Below are 15,239 nucleotides of genomic sequence, written 5' to 3' on the forward strand. Positions count from 1 at the left end.
GTTACCGGTGCTCGCGCAGTAGCTGAGTCGGTGTCAGACCTGCCAGTGCACGCGTATCGCGTGCGAGGTGGGCTTGGTCGGCGTAGCCGGCGCGACCGGCCAGCGACGACAGCGTGAGTTTTGCGCCGCGGCTGAGAGTCAACACGTCCTGCATTCGTTGCACCTTCTGAATCAGTTTGGGGGACAGCCCGACCGCTGACGTGATCGATCGTCTGAAATGACGTTCGGAAACACCGAGGTCTGCAGCAATCTCTCGTATCGGCGTGGAAGGGGAGGAGATGAGCGCGGAGTAACCACGCTCGATTCCGTGGTCGGGTTCCAGTCCGCGCCACAACTGGCCCAGTAGGTGAGCGTCGACTGCCTCGTGGCTCAGGGCGTCGGCAAGTACCCGCGCTTGTCTGGAAGTGAGGATGTCGTCGAAGGCGATCTTCGAATCCTGCACCGCGTCGGCAGCTGTGCCGAGCAGGCTCCGCAGAGCCGGTGGATTGATCCGGATGCCCCACATGGTTGTACCGGCGGCGACCGAAACCAGATCGGCACCGGTGGCAGGTCCGACGAGCCACGACTTTCCGGTGCTGTCGACGATGAAGTCGGCGCAGAGATCGGGAAGAATCCGCTTTGCTTCCGTGGGCGTATGGGCTTCGCTGGTGCTTTTCCACGTGCAACTGAAGAGGCCGGCCGAACCGGTGATCCGAGTCTCGACATAGGTGTGGCCGTTTTGTTCAAGACTCGACGCTACCGTCCGACTACCGTCGAGAGCGAGGGTGTCAGTGCCGGTCATCAGATCATCGTCACACACTCGCCGATCACTTCTCGACCCGAAACAGGAGAAATACCGTGTCCGTCTCTCCGAGACTCGATCTCGTCGGAATCGTCACCAACGATCTCGCGCGTTCCCTCGCGTTCTACCGAACCCTCGGGCTCGACATTCCGGAAACACCCGCTGACGCTCCGCATGTGGAGTTCACTTTCGACGGTGGGCTTCGGCTGGCCTGGGACGCGCTGTCCACCATCGCGAGCTTCGATCCGGACTTCGCTGTCGGGGAAGGTCGACACCCCGTCGCTTTGGCCTTCGATTTCGGGACTCCCGCCGCAGTAGACGAGGCGTATCAGCGCATGACAGCCGACTTCCCCGGGCACAAGGCGCCCTTCGACGCCGTATGGGGGCAGCGTTACGCCGTTCTTCTCGATCCCGACGGCAATACCGTGGATCTCTTTGCCGCGCTCTGAATTCGAACGACGCAGGCCCCGAACGAATATCGGTCGGGGCCTGCGGTTGTCGGTGATCGAGTCGTTGTCAGTTCACCAAGCGTTCAGGGTGTCGAGGATCTGGCCTCGGGCCTTCCACAGTTCTGCACCCCAGTACGGCCACGAATGAGTGCCGTTGGCCGGGAAGCTGTACGTTGCCGGAATTCCCAGGGAGTTCATGCGCAGTTGGAATGCCCGTGAGTTCATCAAGGCAAGGGCCTCGAGCCCGATGGCACTACCGGTATTCACGAAGTCGACGGGCCGACGCGGTTGATCGAACTGCCCGGGCAGGCCGCTCGCAGCGGATATGTACAGCGAGAGCCCAGCCAGTTCGGGTGCAAACACGAAGGGATCGTTGCGGAGCCAAGCGGGGTTCCACGGCGGTCCCCACATTGCATCGACATTGAAGGACCCGGCGCTGACCATGGCCACCCGGATCGCCTCACGCATGCCTGGAGCTGAGATGTTGAGGTATCCCGAGAGCGAACCGGCGAACTTGAACTGATCGCGGTGGTAGGCGGCTAGCGTCAGTGCCGCGCTGCCACCCATGGACAGTCCGAGCACGCCGTTGTTGGTTCGGGAGACGCCGCGCGATTCCAGATAGGCGGGAAGTTCCTGGGTGAGGAAGGTTTCCCATTTGTACGTGACCGGCTGGCGATTCAAATTGCTGTTCGCATACCAGTCGGAGTAAAAGCTGGACTGCCCGCCGACCGGCATGACCAGGGTGACGTTGTCGCCGCGATACTGCTCGAGAGCGTTGGTCTCGAAACTCCATGCGTTTCGGTCGTCGCGTGCTCGTAGGCCATCGAGAAGATAGAGCGCCGCGTTGCCGCCGCGCGAAGCCCACTGGATCTGAACCTTGATCGGTCCCATCGACGAGTCTACGAACACTTCCTCGTAGCCACCGGCCGGGGCGGTACGCGCGGGCGCTGCGGTCGCTACCGATCCGCTGATCAGGCCTGCGGTCAGGGGGAGTGCGAGTGCTGTCGCTGCGAGGCCCAGGATCCGACGCTTGATTCGTTTCGAAATACGGTTTCTCGAAAGATCCGGGTTCGAAATATCTGGGTTCTTCGCCAAATCTGTGTGAGCCTCGTGCATGTATCACTCCCGCCCCAAAGGTGCTTGCACACCGAAATCCGACCGAGCCCCCCGAGGCGCGGAATTCCTTATGACACTAAGTGGTCTGTATTGACCTCGACGGCACCGTTACCGGTTCGTTATCAAACTGGTCCGATTTACCGTAATGCCGTCAGGCGTCGTCGACCGGAGGTTGTGCCACGATTTGCCAACCTCCACGAATCAGGTGTTCACGTACCCGAGCGACGTCCGATTCGTGCGGAATATCGTCGGTGACCTTGGTGATGAGGACGCCGATGTCGATCGGATCGACCGAACCGGGAAAGTCGATCGGATCGACCGGAAGCGGAAAGCCGGCGACGAGATCGTCAGCAAGAACGGCGATCTCGTCGTCGGACAGTTGTCGCCGGAGCAGGGCCATCAAAGGGACGTAGTCCTGCTCCGGCACACCGTTCGGATACCCGGCACGCAGCCAGCCGAGTATCGAAGCCAGAAGTGGTGGAAGACTCAACGAATCGAGCTTCAGTGGTTGTCGAGATCAGCGAGGGGCCACCCGGCGGCAGCAAGGACGGAGGCAACGCGCGCGATGTCCTCGTCCGAGGGAGTCTGGCTCGTCAGATCGGCGATCTGAGCGCTGATCTCGTCGCTCGAGATCACCTGGTCGCTGTTGACGTCGCTCAGTTCTGCGAGTGCAGCGCCGATGGCAATGTCTCGAATTTGCGCGTCCGAGAGTTTGCGTCGTAGCAATGCGACCAGCGGAATGCGGTCCTTGGGCGGTATGCCTTCGGGGTAGCCGGCGCGAAGCCAGTCAAGAATGGATTGAGGAAGGGATGGAGTCGGTGCAGTCACGGTGATGTCTTTCCGCTCGTGAGGGCGCACGGGATCAGAAGATCTCGATGCCGAATGTGTGGCTGAGGAAGCCCTGCATGATGAAGAGGATTCCGGTGACGATCGCGATGAGCACGACCGCGAAGCACACCACTGCGCCTGCCACGGCCAACGGACTGCGAGCCACGACGGCAGTGCTCCCGCCGCCACTGCCACGTTGTCCGGCGTCGAGCGACTTCAGGCCGATTGCGAAGATCGCCGGTAGTCCGGCGCCCAGCAGGAGGCCGACCAGTACGACCTGCCAGAGCGAGTCGACGGTGTTTTTCAAGATATCCATGTCGATTCCCTCTTTCAGGCTTTGGCGTCGGTGGTGACGCGGGCGTCCGGACCGGGGACCTCTGCAGGCACCAGGCCGCCGTCCCACTCGGCGTTGACGTTGCTCGGATCGATGGGCTCCTTGCGGGAGCGCAGGTACATCCAGCCGGCCAACGCGATGAGCACGGCGAAGACGACCAGGACACCGGGCAGGCCGCCGACGATGTCGGCCAGTCCCCAGCACAGAGCGCCGACGATTGCAGCGGACGGAAGAGTGATCAACCAGGCGACCGCCATACGTCCGGCTACGCCCCAACGAACTTCGGCGCCCTTGCGTCCCAGACCGGTTCCCATGATGGAACCCGTCGCCACATGGGTGGTGGAGAGCGGAAGGCCGAGGTGGCTGGAGGTGAGAATGATTGCAGCAGAGGATGCTTCGGCTGCCATGCCTTGTGGTGCGGCAATCTCGACAAGTCCCTTGCCGAGAGTGCGGATGACTCGCCAACCGCCGAGGTAGGTTCCGGCAGCGATCGCGAGCGCACAGGTGAGCTTGACCCAGAACGGCATGTCCGCGTCGGCGGAAATGGTTCCGTGGGCGACCAGGGCGAGGAAGATGACGCCCATGGTCTTCTGAGCGTCGTTGGTGCCGTGTGCGAGGGAAACGAGTGAAGCCGAACCGATCTGGCCGAGTCGGAAACCTTTGTCCTTGGTTTCTTCTCCGACGTTGGAGGTGATGCGGTAGATGAGCCAGGTGCCGGCCGCGGCAACCAAGCCGGCCACGACGGGAGCGAGAACTGCGGGGATGACAACCTTGCTGAGGACGCCGCTCCAGGCGACACCGCTCATGCCGAGGGACGCGATGGCGGCGCCGATCAGGCCGCCGAACAGTGCGTGTGAGGAACTCGAGGGGATGCCGAGCAACCACGTTGCCAGGTTCCAGATGATGCCGCCGACAAGGCCGGCGAAGACGATGGTGAGCAGCGCTTGGCCACCCACATTTCCGAGGTTCACCACGCCCTTGGCCACGGTGGCAGCAACCTCTACCGAGAGGAAAGCTCCGACCAGGTTCAAGGAAGCAGACAGAGCGACTGCCACCTTGGGCTTGAGGGCGCCGGTTGCAATCGACGTGGCCATAGCGTTGCCAGTGTCATGAAAACCGTTGGTGAAGTCGAACCCCAGAGCGGTTACGACGACGACGAGGAGAACGATGAGTTCCGCATTCACGAGAAGTCATGTTCCAACACCTCCGGGCCTCAAATCGACCTCAGACGTGGTCGTTCCGCGACATTTCCACCACTCGGCACCTGTTGTTCACCTTCGTCCGGATAATTGTCCGTTTTGAAACTCCTGGGGTAGAGAAAATTCATTCGCGTGCATGGTCGTGGAGGTTGTGGAGGCATACGCTCGTTTCATGTCCCTGGGCGAAGAGAAGACGATCTCGGTCACCACATTCCGTAAGAGCGGTGACGGCGTAGCCACGCCGACGTGGGTCGTGCCTCTGCCTGACGGACGTATCGGCTTCTGGACTTCCTCGAAGTCGGGTAAGGCCAAGCGTCTGCGGAACAACCCACGCGTCACCGTGGTGCCGTGCAACAACCGCGGAAAGGTTGCCGACGGTGCGTCGCCGGTCACCGGGACCGCTCAGTTGGTGAGCGGTGGAGCTGAATTCGACGAGATCCGCAGCAAAGTCAAAGCGAAATACGGTGTGATGGTGCCTATTTCGAAATTCTTCAACACCCTTGGTCACATCGGTAATGGTCCGTTCCCGTACGGCGACACCGGCGTGATCATTTCCGTCGATGCGTAGTCGGGATTGCGTAGCGGAGTAGTCTGAAGGTATGGAACCCACGACCGGGCACCTCTGCCTGACGGTTCCACGAATCCTCCGTCAAGGAGCCTCGTCATGGCGCACATCAGCACTCTCGACTATGCAATGGAAGCGCCGCAGCGCCATGTCGGGCAACCTTTCCCGTCGCCGACGCGGACTCCGCGATTCCTGCTTCGTGGGCAAGGTGCCGTCAAGGCATCGGTTGACGGCGCGTGGTTCCCGTGGACCACGAACGTCACGGCGGAGCTTCACGATCTGATATCCGCACTTTCGCTGAGGTTGGGGCCGATCGCGCGGGTTGCGTTCGACTGGAACACGATCAGCAGCGCGCAGCGTCGTATCGACGAGGTCGACGGACTGGAAGTGCGGGGTCCGTACCCTGGCCAGCCCCACGATTTGATGTATCTCGACGATATCTATGGTCGTCAACTCGTTTTGATGATGATTCCGCCGTACACGGATCCGGACCGCGCGTACGAGGTCATGCGGCGGTTGGTGGATCCTGTCCGCAGCGAAACCTATCGGGTGCAGTGAGATCTTTCTGACGTGCGGGGGTCGAATCTCGCGATTCCTGAACATGCGTCCAGTTTGTCTGGTTTGATGGTTCTCGTAACCACGATCTCAGGCGCATTCCTTCAGGTCAGCGCTTGGGCGCGGCAGCTTGACTCCCTGCCGTGTCGTCGGTCCGGCATGTCCACCACCCTCCCACTGTGCGTGAGCGCCGGACCAGAGGAAGCCCCGCCCTCCCCACGGGGGTGGGGCTTCTACTCTGTTCGGGCTGAGCGGCGTTCGCATCGCCGAATCCGCCCGCTTGTTCGGCAGTTCGGGACGCCCTGGCCCGTAGCATCGCCACCGTGAACATTTCCCTACTCGGTGCGGCTGGGCTTCAGGACTGCGCCGACAGTGGAATGGACTGCATGGACGGATTCGAAGCATTCTTTCTTCTGTACGGCGGCGGATTCATTCTCGCCTTGATTTGGCTTTCCCTGTGTCTTGTCGGAACGGCCGATGTGGTTTCTGTGTCCGGGCGAGTCGGTGTGTGGCGCGCTGTCGCCTTCTCTGTCGGGATTTGGCTTGTGCCCATCGTCGGGTTGAGTGCATGGTTTGTTTACCGCCGCTCTCGCCAAATCTCGAAGACGGTCGGTCCGGATCAAGCCCCCTACTGGACTTGAATGAGACTGACATTTTCACTGAGACCGCACCTAGCCTTGAAACTATGTGGCATCCTGCCGTTCCAGCCAGTTCAAGATCGCTTGGTTGGTCTCTTCGGGTCTTTCTTGTTGGATCCAGTGACCGCAATCGAGATTGACTACTTCCACATTGGGCACGAACTCTGTCAGGTTCTCAGCTCTCGCGATCGCGTCACGGTCGCCGTAGATCATGAGTGTGGGCTGTTGGATGATCGGGTCCACCTCCGCCAGCAGATGCCAGTTGCGGTCAAGGTTCCTGTACCAGTTCACACTGCCCGTGAATCCTGTCGATTCGAAGGCGGAGACGAAAACGGCCAATTCTCTATCGCTCATCAGGGGCTCACCGAGTGGTGTCTCTGCTTTGGCGAGATCGATCAGCGCCATACCCGGCTGAGGTTCCCTGAGGGGTTCGTTCTTCCGGTACAGGTTGCGGAGGAACCGGAAGGTGTTGTCTTCGAACACCGCGTCCGCGACGCCCGGCTGTCGATTGAAATGGACGAAGTAGAAATCACCGCCAAGCACGGCTTCCATGAACTCAATCCACGGCTGCTCTCCGCGATCCTGGTAGGGCAGGCTCAGGTTGATCACTTTGTTTACCCGGTCCGGGTGCAACAGGGTAAGGCCCCACACGACAAAGGCACCCCAATCGTGACCGACAAAGGTGGCATCGTCGTAGCCGTAGTGATCGAGAAGTGCGATGAGATCACCCGCCAAATGTTCGATGTCATAGTCCGTCACTTCGGTCGGACGTGACGAATTGCCGTAGCCGCGTTGGTTCGGGACGATGACGTGGTAGCCCGCCTCGACAAGGGCGGGCACCTGGTATCGCCAGGAATAGGCGTGCTCTGGCCATCCGTGACACAACACGATGGGTTTCCCGGCATTGTGTCGCCCTGCTTCGAAGACTTCGAGTTCCACGCCGTTCACTGGGATGAGGACGGGCCTGGGGAAGTCGGATGGATTCACGGATGCTCCTTTGAGTCGAGTACCGATCTCGTGTCTGGATCGACCGGTTGCTCCGACGATAGGGAGCATCGTGGACACATAAAGTCCTAGATCGCTGGCAATCTGAAGAAATGCGGAACGATCCCACAGGCCGAGCACTGCAACTGCTCTCGCTCCTTCAGACTCATCGCTTCTGGCACTGTGCCGAACTTGCCGCACGACTCGATGTCACGCAGCGGACGGTGCGCCGCGACATCGATCGCCTACGCGACCTCGGCTATCCGGTCGATTCCACGTCCGGAAAATACGGGGGCTACCGACTTGCAACGGGGGCGCACGTGCCGCCCCTGATCCTCGACGATGACGAGTCCGTGGCGGTAGCCGTCGGACTGCGCTACGCCGCCGAGGCCGCCATCGGAGGCATCGAAGAAACGGCGCTGCGCGCGCTGACGAAGATCGAAACACTCCTGCCCCATCGACTACGCCGACGTGTGTCGGCACTGCATTCGAGCGTCAGTTCCATGCGGCGGGCAAATGACGACATCGTCGATCCCGAAGCACTCAGTGTGCTCGCTGCGGCATGTCGCGACCACGAGCACGTTCGTTTCGACTATCGGCGAGGTGATGGCGAGAGCAGCAGACGACTCGTCGAGTCGCACCGCCTTGTCACGGCGGGGCGTCGTTGGTATCTCGTAGCATGGGACCACCATCGTTCGGATTGGCGAACATTTCGACTGGACCGGCTCTCGGAGCCCTGGCTGGCAGGCAGTCATTTCACGCCACGCGAGATCCCGGGCGGTGACGCGGCAGGCTTCGTCGCGAGATCAGTTGGCTCGCCACCCCGTCACCACGATGCAAAACTCGCCATCGAAGCTACGTTCGCCGACCTCGAGGGCGTACTCAGATGGATTGACCACACACCGATCGAGGTGGCAGCGGACCGCTGCCTTGTCGAGATCCGCAGCGAAGATCTCGGCAGGCTCGCCATGACGGTTGCGCGCATTGCGCTCACCGCCCCAGTGGTCGTCATCGAACCAACCGAGCTTGCCGACACCGTCAGTCGGCTCGCCCTTCACCTCAGGGTCTCGCCACCATGACAGTCAGAAGAGGATTGCGCGACAAGACCATTCACGTCCAAGTTGCCGCGGGGACGTGTTCCCTGCGCAGGCCCCTCGTCTATCGAGACACGTATCCGATTCCCTCTAGGCTGGAGAGTAAGTGACCGATTCGAAATCATCGCCGCCGGCTTCCGTCCACCCTCAGACGTGGAAGTTCGACTACCCGATCATCCACGCCGAGACTCGCGAACAGTGGCGAACTTGGTTGACGGACAATCACACGTCAGGCCGCGGAGTGTGGTTGTGCTCCTGGCGCACCACCACCAGCCGACCACGCTGCCCCTACCCTCAGGCCGTTGAGGAAGCGATCTGCTTTGGGTGGATCGATTCCACCAACACCGTCTTCGACGAAGAGCGCAATTTGCAACTGTTCACACCGCGGAGACGCAAGAGTTCCTGGACCCGACTCAACCGCGAACGCGCAGCTGATATGGAGGCGCGTGGCCTCATGACCGCTGCTGGTCGTGGTGCCATTGCTGCCGCGAAATCCACTGGTTGGTGGACGATTCTCGACCAAGTCGAAGACCTCGAGGAACCATCTGACTTGCAGGCGGCGCTGGACCTGGACACGCAAGCGCGAAGCAACTGGGACAGTTTTCCGCCCAGCGCCCGCAAACAGATGCTGTGGTGGATCGTCAGTGCCGCTCGAGACGCAACACGGGCAGGTCGAATCGCCCATATCGTCAACAATGCGGCCATCGGTCAACGTGCCCGCGGCTGATCCGCGATTCGACCGCGTCCGGTATGAAGGCCGGTCATCATCTGTCCGAGGGGTTTCCCTCGGACGAAACAAGTCCACCCGCCCCGCAGAAGCGGGACGGGTGGACTCGGTACTCGCAGGTCTGACTTACGTCAGGATGCGGATCACACGTCGTAGTAGAGCTCGAACTCGTACGGGTGCGGACGCAGGTTGACCGGAGCGATTTCCTGCTCGCGCTTGAGCGAGATCCAGGTCTCGATCAGGTCGGTGGTGAAGACGCCACCCTCGGTCAGGTACTCGTGATCGGCCTCGAGGCGGTTGATGACCGTCTCGAGGCTGGTCGGAGCCTGCGGGATGTTGCGAGCCTCCTCCGGGGGAAGCTCGTAGAGGTCCTTGTCGACCGGAGCCATCGGCTCGATCTTGTTCTTGATGCCGTCCAGGCCGGCCATCATCTGTGCAGCGAAGTTGAGGTACGGGTTACCCGAGGAGTCGGGTGCGCGGAACTCGAGACGCTTTGCCTTCGGGTTGTTGCCCGTGATCGGGATACGGACAGCTGCCGAGCGGTTGCGCTGGCTGTACACGAGGTTGATGGGGGCTTCGTAGCCCGGCACCAGACGGTGGTACGAGTTGATCGTCGGGTTGGTGAAGGCCAACAGCGACGGAGCGTGGTGCAGGATGCCGCCGATGTAGTGGCGAGCCATGTCCGAGAGGCCCGCGTAGCCGGACTCGTCGTGGAAGAGGGGCTTGCCGTCCTTCCACAGGGACTGGTGGACGTGCATGCCCGAGCCGTTGTCACCGAAGAGCGGCTTCGGCATGAAGGTTGCGGACTTGCCGTGCTGCCAGCAGGTGTTCTTGACGATGTACTTGAACAGCTGCAGGTCGTCAGCAGCTGCGAGCAGCGTGTTGAACTTGTAGTTGATCTCCTGCTGTCCGCCGGTGCCGACCTCGTGGTGGCCGCGCTCGAGCTCGAAGCCTGCGTTGGTCAGGTTGGTGGAGATTTCGTCGCGCAGGTCCACGTAGTGGTCGTACGGAGCGACGGGGAAGTAGCCACCCTTGGCGCGAACCTTGTAACCGAGGTTGGGGGAGCCGTCGGCGTTGGTCTCTGCGCCGGTGTTCCAGGAACCGGAGATGGAATCCAATTCGTAGAAAGCGGAGTTCATGCCGGAGTCGTAGCGAACCGAGTCGAAGATGTAGAACTCGGCCTCGGCGCCGAAGAATGCGGTGTCCGCGATGCCGGTGCTGACCAAGTACTCCTCGGCCTTGCGGGCAACGTTGCGCGGGTCGCGGCTGTAGGACTCACGAGTGAACGGGTCGTGCACGAAGAAGTTGATGTTGAGGGTCTTCGCCTTGCGGAAGGGGTCGATCTGCGCCGTGGTGACGTCGGGAAGCAACATCATGTCGGACTCGTGGATCGACTGGAATCCGCGGACCGAAGATCCGTCGAATGCGAGGCCGTCCTCGAACACGTCCTGGTTGAAAGCAGACGCCGGGATCGAGAAGTGCTGCTGGACGCCGGGCAGGTCGCTGAACCGAATGTCGACGTACTCGATGTTCTCGTCCGCGATGTACTTGATGACCTCTTCGGCCGTGGTGAACGCCACGCTTGTGCTCCTTAAGTCGCTTCAGCCAAGTGATGTCGGTTGAATCCGTCGAGGCAGACGGTAGGGAGCTGGTGTTGCCCGCTCGTCAACCCTTTGTTTCGGCAGTGTTACGCGTCGCAGCATCCTGGGGATTTCCGAAGTCCATGTGACCGGCCACACAGTTAAAACCCGGCAAATCTGGACTACGGTGCTGCGACGCCTATCCTGGACAGCATGGCACGTATCACCGGAACTTGGCTCTCTGGGCCGCAAGCAGCTTTGCCGAAGAGCGCGGACGGCCGTGAGCAGTCGTACCGTGGCGAGCTCCTCGGTTTCCCTCAGGAGGGTCCGGGTTCGCTGGTCGGTTCGGGCCGTCGTATCGCGGCACTGTTGGTGGATTGGGTGATGGCTGTGGGAGTGGCCTCGCTCATCACCGGCGACTTCTTCGACGGTATGACCTCGACTGTCACGCTGATGGTGTGGTTCGCAGTCGGCGTCGTCACGGTGGCGCTGTTCAACTTCTCCCCTGGGCAGTTCGTCCTCGGACTTCAGGTTGCGCGAATCGAAGGCCCGATCCGAGTGGGCTTCGTGCGCGCGCTCGGGCGTCAGGCGCTGCTTGTGTTCGTCATTCCCGCGACCATCACCGACATCGACGGTCGCGGTATGCAGGACCGCGCGACCGGCACTTTGCTCGTGAAATCGCGCTGACACAAATCTCTCGAAGTAAAGAAAGACCCGGGTCCGTGTGGGCCCGGGTCTTTCGTTTTGCTGTGGGGGAGTGTCAGCGACGACGAATGGTCCGCTGCATTCCCTTCATCTTCGCGCCTCCGGGCATCGGTCCCTTGGGAAGCGCTGCTCCGCCGCCGCGTGCGCTGAGCGCAGCGAGGCGACCTTCGATGTTGTCCATGCGCTTGGTGTCGATGTTGCGGGGCAACTTGTTCAAGTAGCGCTGGAGCTGCGAGAGCGGAACCTGGCCCTCGTCGTTGCCGATGATGATGTCGTAGATCGGGGTGTCGCCGATGAGGCGGGCGGTCTTCTTCTTCTCCTGCGCGAGGAGGCCCTTGACGCGTTGCGGCGAACCCTCGGCGACGAGGATGACACCCGGCCGTCCGACGACGCGGTGAACGGCGTCGAGTTGGGTAGTGCCGGCGACGGCATTCGTGACGCGCCACGCACCCTGCATGTTGTCGAGCGCCCACGCAGCGGCACCGGCCTGACCTTCAGCCTTCTTGTACACCGATTTCTGGACGCGACGACCGAAGATGATGAAGGCGCCGAGGAGACCGAGAACGATGCCGATCGGCAGCAGGAACCACTGAAGGCCCCAGATGAGGCCGACCAGGAAGAAGACCAGAGCTGCACCGACGAGGGTGCCGATCATCAGCGGAAGGAGGAGCTTGTCGTCCTTGCGCTGCATCTGGAATGCCTGCCAGAGCTGAGTTCTACGTTCCTTGGAAGCCTGCTTGCGGGCAGCCTTCGCTGCAGCCTTTGCCTCTTTGGTGGGTTTGCCCTTACCGGATTTGCTGCCGTTCGCCATGTACCCAGGATACGTCCATTGCTGTGCGCCTTTACTAACCGCCCGCGGTTAATAAAGGCGCACAGCAAAAAGTGGATCAGCGATTCAGGCGCGCCATGAGTGAGCTGGCTTCCTGGGAAGCGTCGCCGCCCTCGGTCAGATGACGCTGCGCCTCGGGAAGTTCACGGCCGTGATGTGCCATGGCCTGCGCATACAGGCGGCCGGCGCGGTACGACGAGCGAACCAACGGACCGGCCATGACGCCGGCGAAGCCCATCTCTTCTGCAGCCTTCGAGTGTGCGACGAACTCCTCGGGCTTGACCCACCGCTCGACGGGGTGGTGCCGGGGCGAGGGGCGCAGGTACTGGGTGATGGTGAGGATGTCGCAACCGGCGGCGTGGAGATCTGCCATCGCCTCGGTGACCTCTTCAGGGGTTTCGCCCATGCCGAGGATCAGGTTGGACTTGGTGACCAGTCCGTAGTCGCGTGCTGCGGTGATGACGTCGAGGCTGCGCTGGTACCGGAATGCCGGACGGATCCGCTTGAAGATGCGGGGGACGGTCTCGAGGTTGTGTGCGAGTACCTCGGGGCGTGAGGCGAAGACCTCGTCGAGCAGTTCGGGCTTGCCGTTGAAGTCCGGAACCAGGTTCTCGACGCCGGTGCCCGGGTTGAGTTCGTGGATCTTGCGGACGGTCTCGGCGTAGAGCCAGGCGCCGCCGTCGGGGAGGTCGTCGCGGGCGACGCCGGTGATCGTGGAGTATCGAAGGCCCATGGCCTGAACGCTTTCCGCGACGCGACGGGGCTCGTCGCGGTCGAGGGCTTCGGGCTTGCCGGTGTCGATCTGGCAGAAGTCGCAGCGGCGTGTGCACTGCTCGCCGCCGATCAGGAACGTGGCTTCGCGGTCTTCCCAGCACTCGTAGATGTTGGGGCAGCCCGCTTCCTCGCAGACGGTGTGCAAACCTTCACGCTTGACCAGGCCCTTGAGCTCCGTGTACTCGGGGCCCATCTTTGCTCGGGTCTTGATCCAGTTGGGTTTGCGTTCGATGGGCGTCTCCGCGTTTCGGATCTCAAGACGGAGCAGCTTACGTCCTTCTGGGGCGATAGTCACGACAGTGATCCTACGCCCGGTGATTACTGCAACGGGGTTCGGGCGAGCCCGTCAGCTGTACTGAACGGTAGTAAAAGTCGGAGTAGGTGAGGCGCTTTCGAAGGTGACGCGCTCGACGTTCCGTTCGGTGACGGGCATGGTTCCGTCGAGAGCAGCGATCACTGCCTCGGTCACAGCGGGAGTGACTTCGTCCACGGTGACGTCGCGACCGAGTTCATGCGACAGCGTCGTGACCCCGGCGTCACGGATGCCGCAGGGAATGATGTTGTCGAATCCGGTCAGGACCGAATTGCAGTTCAGGGAGAAGCCGTGCAGTGCCACGCCCCGTTGGACGCGCACGCCGATGGCAGAAACCTTGCGCTCGGGCTTCCATTGCCCGTTTGCGAGTTCGGCAGGCAGCCAGACGCCGGAGCGGCCGTCGATGCGCCCGCAGTTCAGGCCGAGGTCCGTGCACACCGTGATCAGTGCTTCCTCGATGCGTCGGACATACCGCACCACGTCGATGGGCTCGGCCAGTTTCACGATCGGATATCCCACCAGCTGGCCGGGGCCGTGCCAGGTGATCTTCCCGCCGCGGTCGACGTCGATGACAGGCGTGCCGTCGACGGGACGATCTTCGGGTTCCGTGCGTCGTCCTGCCGTGTACACCGTCGGGTGTTCGAGGAGCAGTAGCGTGTCCGGTCCGATGTCGTCCGCCCGCGCTGCCGCGAGCTCACGCTGGCGGTCCCACGCGGCGTTGTAGTCGATCGAACCGAGTTGCTCGACGGCGATCGGCAGTTTCGAGAACCGGGCGGAAACGGCAGCGCTGCTCATGGACGTAGAGATTACGCCCGACTTCGGAATCAACCGAGTGCGGCCGCCAGCGCTTCGCCGATCGTGTTGTGGCGGAAAGAGAATCCCGCCTTTTCCAAAGCTGCGGGAATGGCGCGCTGGCCACCGAGGATGCCGCTCTTGGCGAATTCTCCGATCAACGCTTCGAGTGCGAACCCGGGAACGATCCAGGGAGCCGGGCGGTGGACCGCCCGGGACATGGCGTCATTGAACTGGGCATTGGTGACAGGGGCCGGACCGGTCAGGTTGACGGGACCGGAGAGTTCGGAATTCGTGAGCGCGAATTTGATCGCGTCGCACTCGTCCTCGAGTGAGATCCACGGAAAGTACTGGCGACCGTTGCCCAGTCGCCCGCCGAGGCCGAACGAATAGAGGCGCCGAAGCCGACCGAGCATGCCCCCATGAGGTGAAATCACGACGCCGGACCGCAGATTGACGACGCGGGCACCCGCCGCACGCGCCGGTTCGGTGGCAAGTTCCCAATCGCGACACGTCGTGGCGAGAAAGTCTGTGCCTGCCGGCGAATCCTCGTCGACGATCTTGTCGCCGGTGTCGCCGTAATAGCCGACGGCGCTCGCGTTGGCGAGGACGGGAACCTTCTGACTCGCGACCGCTTCGGCCAAGACGTCGGTCGCGACGATGCGGCTGTCACGGATCGCTTGCTTGTAGGAACCCGACCACCGTTTGTCACCGATGCCGACGCCGCAGAGGTTCACGACGGCGTCGGCGCCCTGCAGGACGGAGAGGTCCAGACGGTCGTGGTCCGGGTCCCAACGCGATTCGTCGGGGCCGGCGGTCGAGCGTCGCACCAGACGCACCACGTCGTGGTTGTCGGAGCGCAACGATGACACCAAGGCCGTTCCGATCAAACCGGACGAGCCGGCGATGACTACTCGCATTCGGAAAGCCTCCTTCGATTCAGCGTGCTTCGATATCCGAACGTATATCTCCGACC

Annotated in this window: 19 protein-coding genes; 7 read left to right on the top strand and 12 right to left on the bottom strand. The window is 61.9% G+C overall.

Annotation, left to right across the window (positions count from 1 at the left end; genetic code table 11):
• Position 1: 1 nt before the first annotated feature.
• The gene (locus P3G66_RS13835) at positions 2 to 781 is read right to left on the bottom strand and encodes an AraC family transcriptional regulator (protein ID WP_223304497.1); all 780 of its coding nucleotides are present in this window, start codon (positions 779 to 781) and stop codon (positions 2 to 4) included.
• 56 nt (positions 782 to 837) lie between these two features.
• Between P3G66_RS13835 and P3G66_RS13840 the strand changes: the two genes are divergently transcribed.
• Positions 838 to 1,230: a VOC family protein gene (locus P3G66_RS13840; protein WP_003941628.1), complete on the top strand. Its 393-nt coding sequence runs from the start codon at positions 838 to 840 to the stop codon at positions 1,228 to 1,230.
• 72 nt (positions 1,231 to 1,302) lie between these two features.
• Here P3G66_RS13840 and P3G66_RS13845 read toward each other — a convergent pair whose 3' ends face one another.
• The 5 genes from P3G66_RS13845 to P3G66_RS13865 form a co-directional block, all read right to left on the bottom strand.
• Positions 1,303 to 2,346, bottom strand: a complete 1,044-nt coding sequence (locus tag P3G66_RS13845; RefSeq protein ID WP_172827113.1) for an alpha/beta hydrolase family protein — start codon at positions 2,344 to 2,346, stop codon at positions 1,303 to 1,305.
• A 151-nt stretch (positions 2,347 to 2,497) separates the two neighbouring features.
• Positions 2,498 to 2,836 carry a DUF3349 domain-containing protein gene (locus P3G66_RS13850; protein WP_007735437.1) on the bottom strand — a complete coding sequence of 113 codons (339 nt, stop codon included), beginning with the start codon at positions 2,834 to 2,836 and terminating at the stop codon, positions 2,498 to 2,500.
• A gap of 11 nt (positions 2,837 to 2,847) precedes the next feature.
• Positions 2,848 to 3,180, bottom strand: a complete 333-nt coding sequence (locus P3G66_RS13855; protein ID WP_037129727.1) for a DUF3349 domain-containing protein — start codon at positions 3,178 to 3,180, stop codon at positions 2,848 to 2,850.
• Positions 3,181 to 3,208: 28 nt separating this feature from the next.
• Entirely contained in the window at positions 3,209 to 3,490 is a 282-nt protein-coding gene (locus P3G66_RS13860; protein ID WP_064113254.1) for a hypothetical protein, read from the bottom strand.
• A 14-nt stretch (positions 3,491 to 3,504) separates the two neighbouring features.
• Complete coding sequence (locus tag P3G66_RS13865) at positions 3,505 to 4,692, bottom strand: inorganic phosphate transporter (RefSeq protein ID WP_007735433.1); 1,188 nt, start codon at positions 4,690 to 4,692, stop codon at positions 3,505 to 3,507.
• A gap of 187 nt (positions 4,693 to 4,879) precedes the next feature.
• On the opposite strand from P3G66_RS13865, the gene P3G66_RS13870 reads away from it, so the two are divergent.
• From P3G66_RS13870 to P3G66_RS13880, 3 genes are all read left to right on the top strand, one after another.
• Positions 4,880 to 5,275, top strand: coding sequence for a PPOX class F420-dependent oxidoreductase (locus P3G66_RS13870; RefSeq protein WP_042445944.1), 396 nt, complete (start codon positions 4,880 to 4,882; stop codon positions 5,273 to 5,275).
• A gap of 96 nt (positions 5,276 to 5,371) precedes the next feature.
• Positions 5,372 to 5,830, top strand: a complete 459-nt coding sequence (locus tag P3G66_RS13875; protein ID WP_042921868.1) for a DUF5994 family protein — start codon at positions 5,372 to 5,374, stop codon at positions 5,828 to 5,830.
• Between the two features lie 320 nt (positions 5,831 to 6,150).
• Positions 6,151 to 6,468, top strand: a complete 318-nt coding sequence (locus P3G66_RS13880; RefSeq protein WP_228232664.1) for a hypothetical protein — start codon at positions 6,151 to 6,153, stop codon at positions 6,466 to 6,468.
• Positions 6,469 to 6,510: 42 nt separating this feature from the next.
• Here the strand turns inward: P3G66_RS13880 and P3G66_RS13885 are convergent, their stop codons facing one another.
• Positions 6,511 to 7,452, bottom strand: coding sequence for an alpha/beta hydrolase (locus P3G66_RS13885; RefSeq protein ID WP_042445952.1), 942 nt, complete (start codon positions 7,450 to 7,452; stop codon positions 6,511 to 6,513).
• A 110-nt stretch (positions 7,453 to 7,562) separates the two neighbouring features.
• Here P3G66_RS13885 and P3G66_RS13890 point away from each other — a divergent pair, with 110 nt between their 5' ends.
• Together P3G66_RS13890 and P3G66_RS13895 are read left to right on the top strand one after the other, a co-directional pair.
• Entirely contained in the window at positions 7,563 to 8,528 is a 966-nt protein-coding gene (locus P3G66_RS13890) for a YafY family protein (protein ID WP_007735427.1), read from the top strand.
• Positions 8,529 to 8,649: 121 nt separating this feature from the next.
• Positions 8,650 to 9,270, top strand: coding sequence for a YdeI/OmpD-associated family protein (locus P3G66_RS13895; RefSeq protein WP_042445829.1), 621 nt, complete (start codon positions 8,650 to 8,652; stop codon positions 9,268 to 9,270).
• 143 nt (positions 9,271 to 9,413) lie between these two features.
• On the opposite strand, the gene glnA is transcribed toward P3G66_RS13895, so the two are convergent.
• Positions 9,414 to 10,850, bottom strand: a complete 1,437-nt coding sequence (gene glnA / locus P3G66_RS13900) for a type I glutamate--ammonia ligase (protein ID WP_003941609.1) — start codon at positions 10,848 to 10,850, stop codon at positions 9,414 to 9,416.
• A 213-nt stretch (positions 10,851 to 11,063) separates the two neighbouring features.
• On the opposite strand from glnA, the gene P3G66_RS13905 reads away from it, so the two are divergent.
• Positions 11,064 to 11,537 (top strand): hypothetical protein, encoded by a 474-nt coding sequence (locus tag P3G66_RS13905; RefSeq protein WP_064113255.1) that lies wholly within the window; start codon positions 11,064 to 11,066, stop codon positions 11,535 to 11,537.
• A 73-nt stretch (positions 11,538 to 11,610) separates the two neighbouring features.
• On the opposite strand, the gene P3G66_RS13910 is transcribed toward P3G66_RS13905, so the two are convergent.
• The 4 genes from P3G66_RS13910 to P3G66_RS13925 all read right to left on the bottom strand — a co-directional run bounded on the left by P3G66_RS13910 (position 11,611) and on the right by P3G66_RS13925 (position 15,183).
• A complete protein-coding gene (locus tag P3G66_RS13910) occupies positions 11,611 to 12,366 on the bottom strand; it encodes a DUF4191 domain-containing protein (RefSeq protein ID WP_003941625.1) in 756 nt (251 codons plus the stop codon).
• Between the two features lie 76 nt (positions 12,367 to 12,442).
• A complete protein-coding gene (lipA, locus tag P3G66_RS13915; RefSeq protein ID WP_003941610.1) occupies positions 12,443 to 13,453 on the bottom strand; it encodes a lipoyl synthase in 1,011 nt (336 codons plus the stop codon).
• Positions 13,454 to 13,504: 51 nt separating this feature from the next.
• The gene (lipB, locus tag P3G66_RS13920; protein WP_256519408.1) at positions 13,505 to 14,266 is read right to left on the bottom strand and encodes a lipoyl(octanoyl) transferase LipB; all 762 of its coding nucleotides are present in this window, start codon (positions 14,264 to 14,266) and stop codon (positions 13,505 to 13,507) included.
• Between the two features lie 29 nt (positions 14,267 to 14,295).
• On the bottom strand, positions 14,296 to 15,183 hold the full coding sequence (locus P3G66_RS13925) for a TIGR01777 family oxidoreductase (protein WP_003941584.1): 888 nt from the start codon (positions 15,181 to 15,183) through the stop codon (positions 14,296 to 14,298).
• Between the last annotated feature and the right edge of the window lie 56 nt (positions 15,184 to 15,239).

It is taken from the genome of Rhodococcus sp. C3V (assembly GCF_029269915.1).
Taxonomy (GTDB): Bacteria; Actinomycetota; Actinomycetes; order Mycobacteriales; family Mycobacteriaceae; genus Rhodococcus_F; species Rhodococcus_F qingshengii.

What these genes read in the sequence shown, in the direction of transcription:
- P3G66_RS13835 (WP_223304497.1), bottom strand. Translation starts at nt 781, where the DNA reads ATGACCGGCACTGACACCCTCGCTCTCGACGGTAGTCGGACGGTAGCG.
- P3G66_RS13845 (WP_172827113.1), bottom strand. Translation starts at nt 2,346, where the DNA reads ATGCACGAGGCTCACACAGATTTGGCGAAGAACCCAGATATTTCGAAC.
- P3G66_RS13860 (WP_064113254.1), bottom strand. Translation starts at nt 3,490, where the DNA reads ATGGATATCTTGAAAAACACCGTCGACTCGCTCTGGCAGGTCGTACTG.
- P3G66_RS13870 (WP_042445944.1), top strand. Translation starts at nt 4,880, where the DNA reads ATGTCCCTGGGCGAAGAGAAGACGATCTCGGTCACCACATTCCGTAAG.
- P3G66_RS13875 (WP_042921868.1), top strand. Translation starts at nt 5,372, where the DNA reads ATGGCGCACATCAGCACTCTCGACTATGCAATGGAAGCGCCGCAGCGC.
- P3G66_RS13890 (WP_007735427.1), top strand. Translation starts at nt 7,563, where the DNA reads ATGCGGAACGATCCCACAGGCCGAGCACTGCAACTGCTCTCGCTCCTT.
- P3G66_RS13905 (WP_064113255.1), top strand. Translation starts at nt 11,064, where the DNA reads ATGGCACGTATCACCGGAACTTGGCTCTCTGGGCCGCAAGCAGCTTTG.
- P3G66_RS13910 (WP_003941625.1), bottom strand. Translation starts at nt 12,366, where the DNA reads ATGGCGAACGGCAGCAAATCCGGTAAGGGCAAACCCACCAAAGAGGCA.
- lipB (WP_256519408.1), bottom strand. Translation starts at nt 14,266, where the DNA reads ATGAGCAGCGCTGCCGTTTCCGCCCGGTTCTCGAAACTGCCGATCGCC.
- P3G66_RS13925 (WP_003941584.1), bottom strand. Translation starts at nt 15,183, where the DNA reads ATGCGAGTAGTCATCGCCGGCTCGTCCGGTTTGATCGGAACGGCCTTG.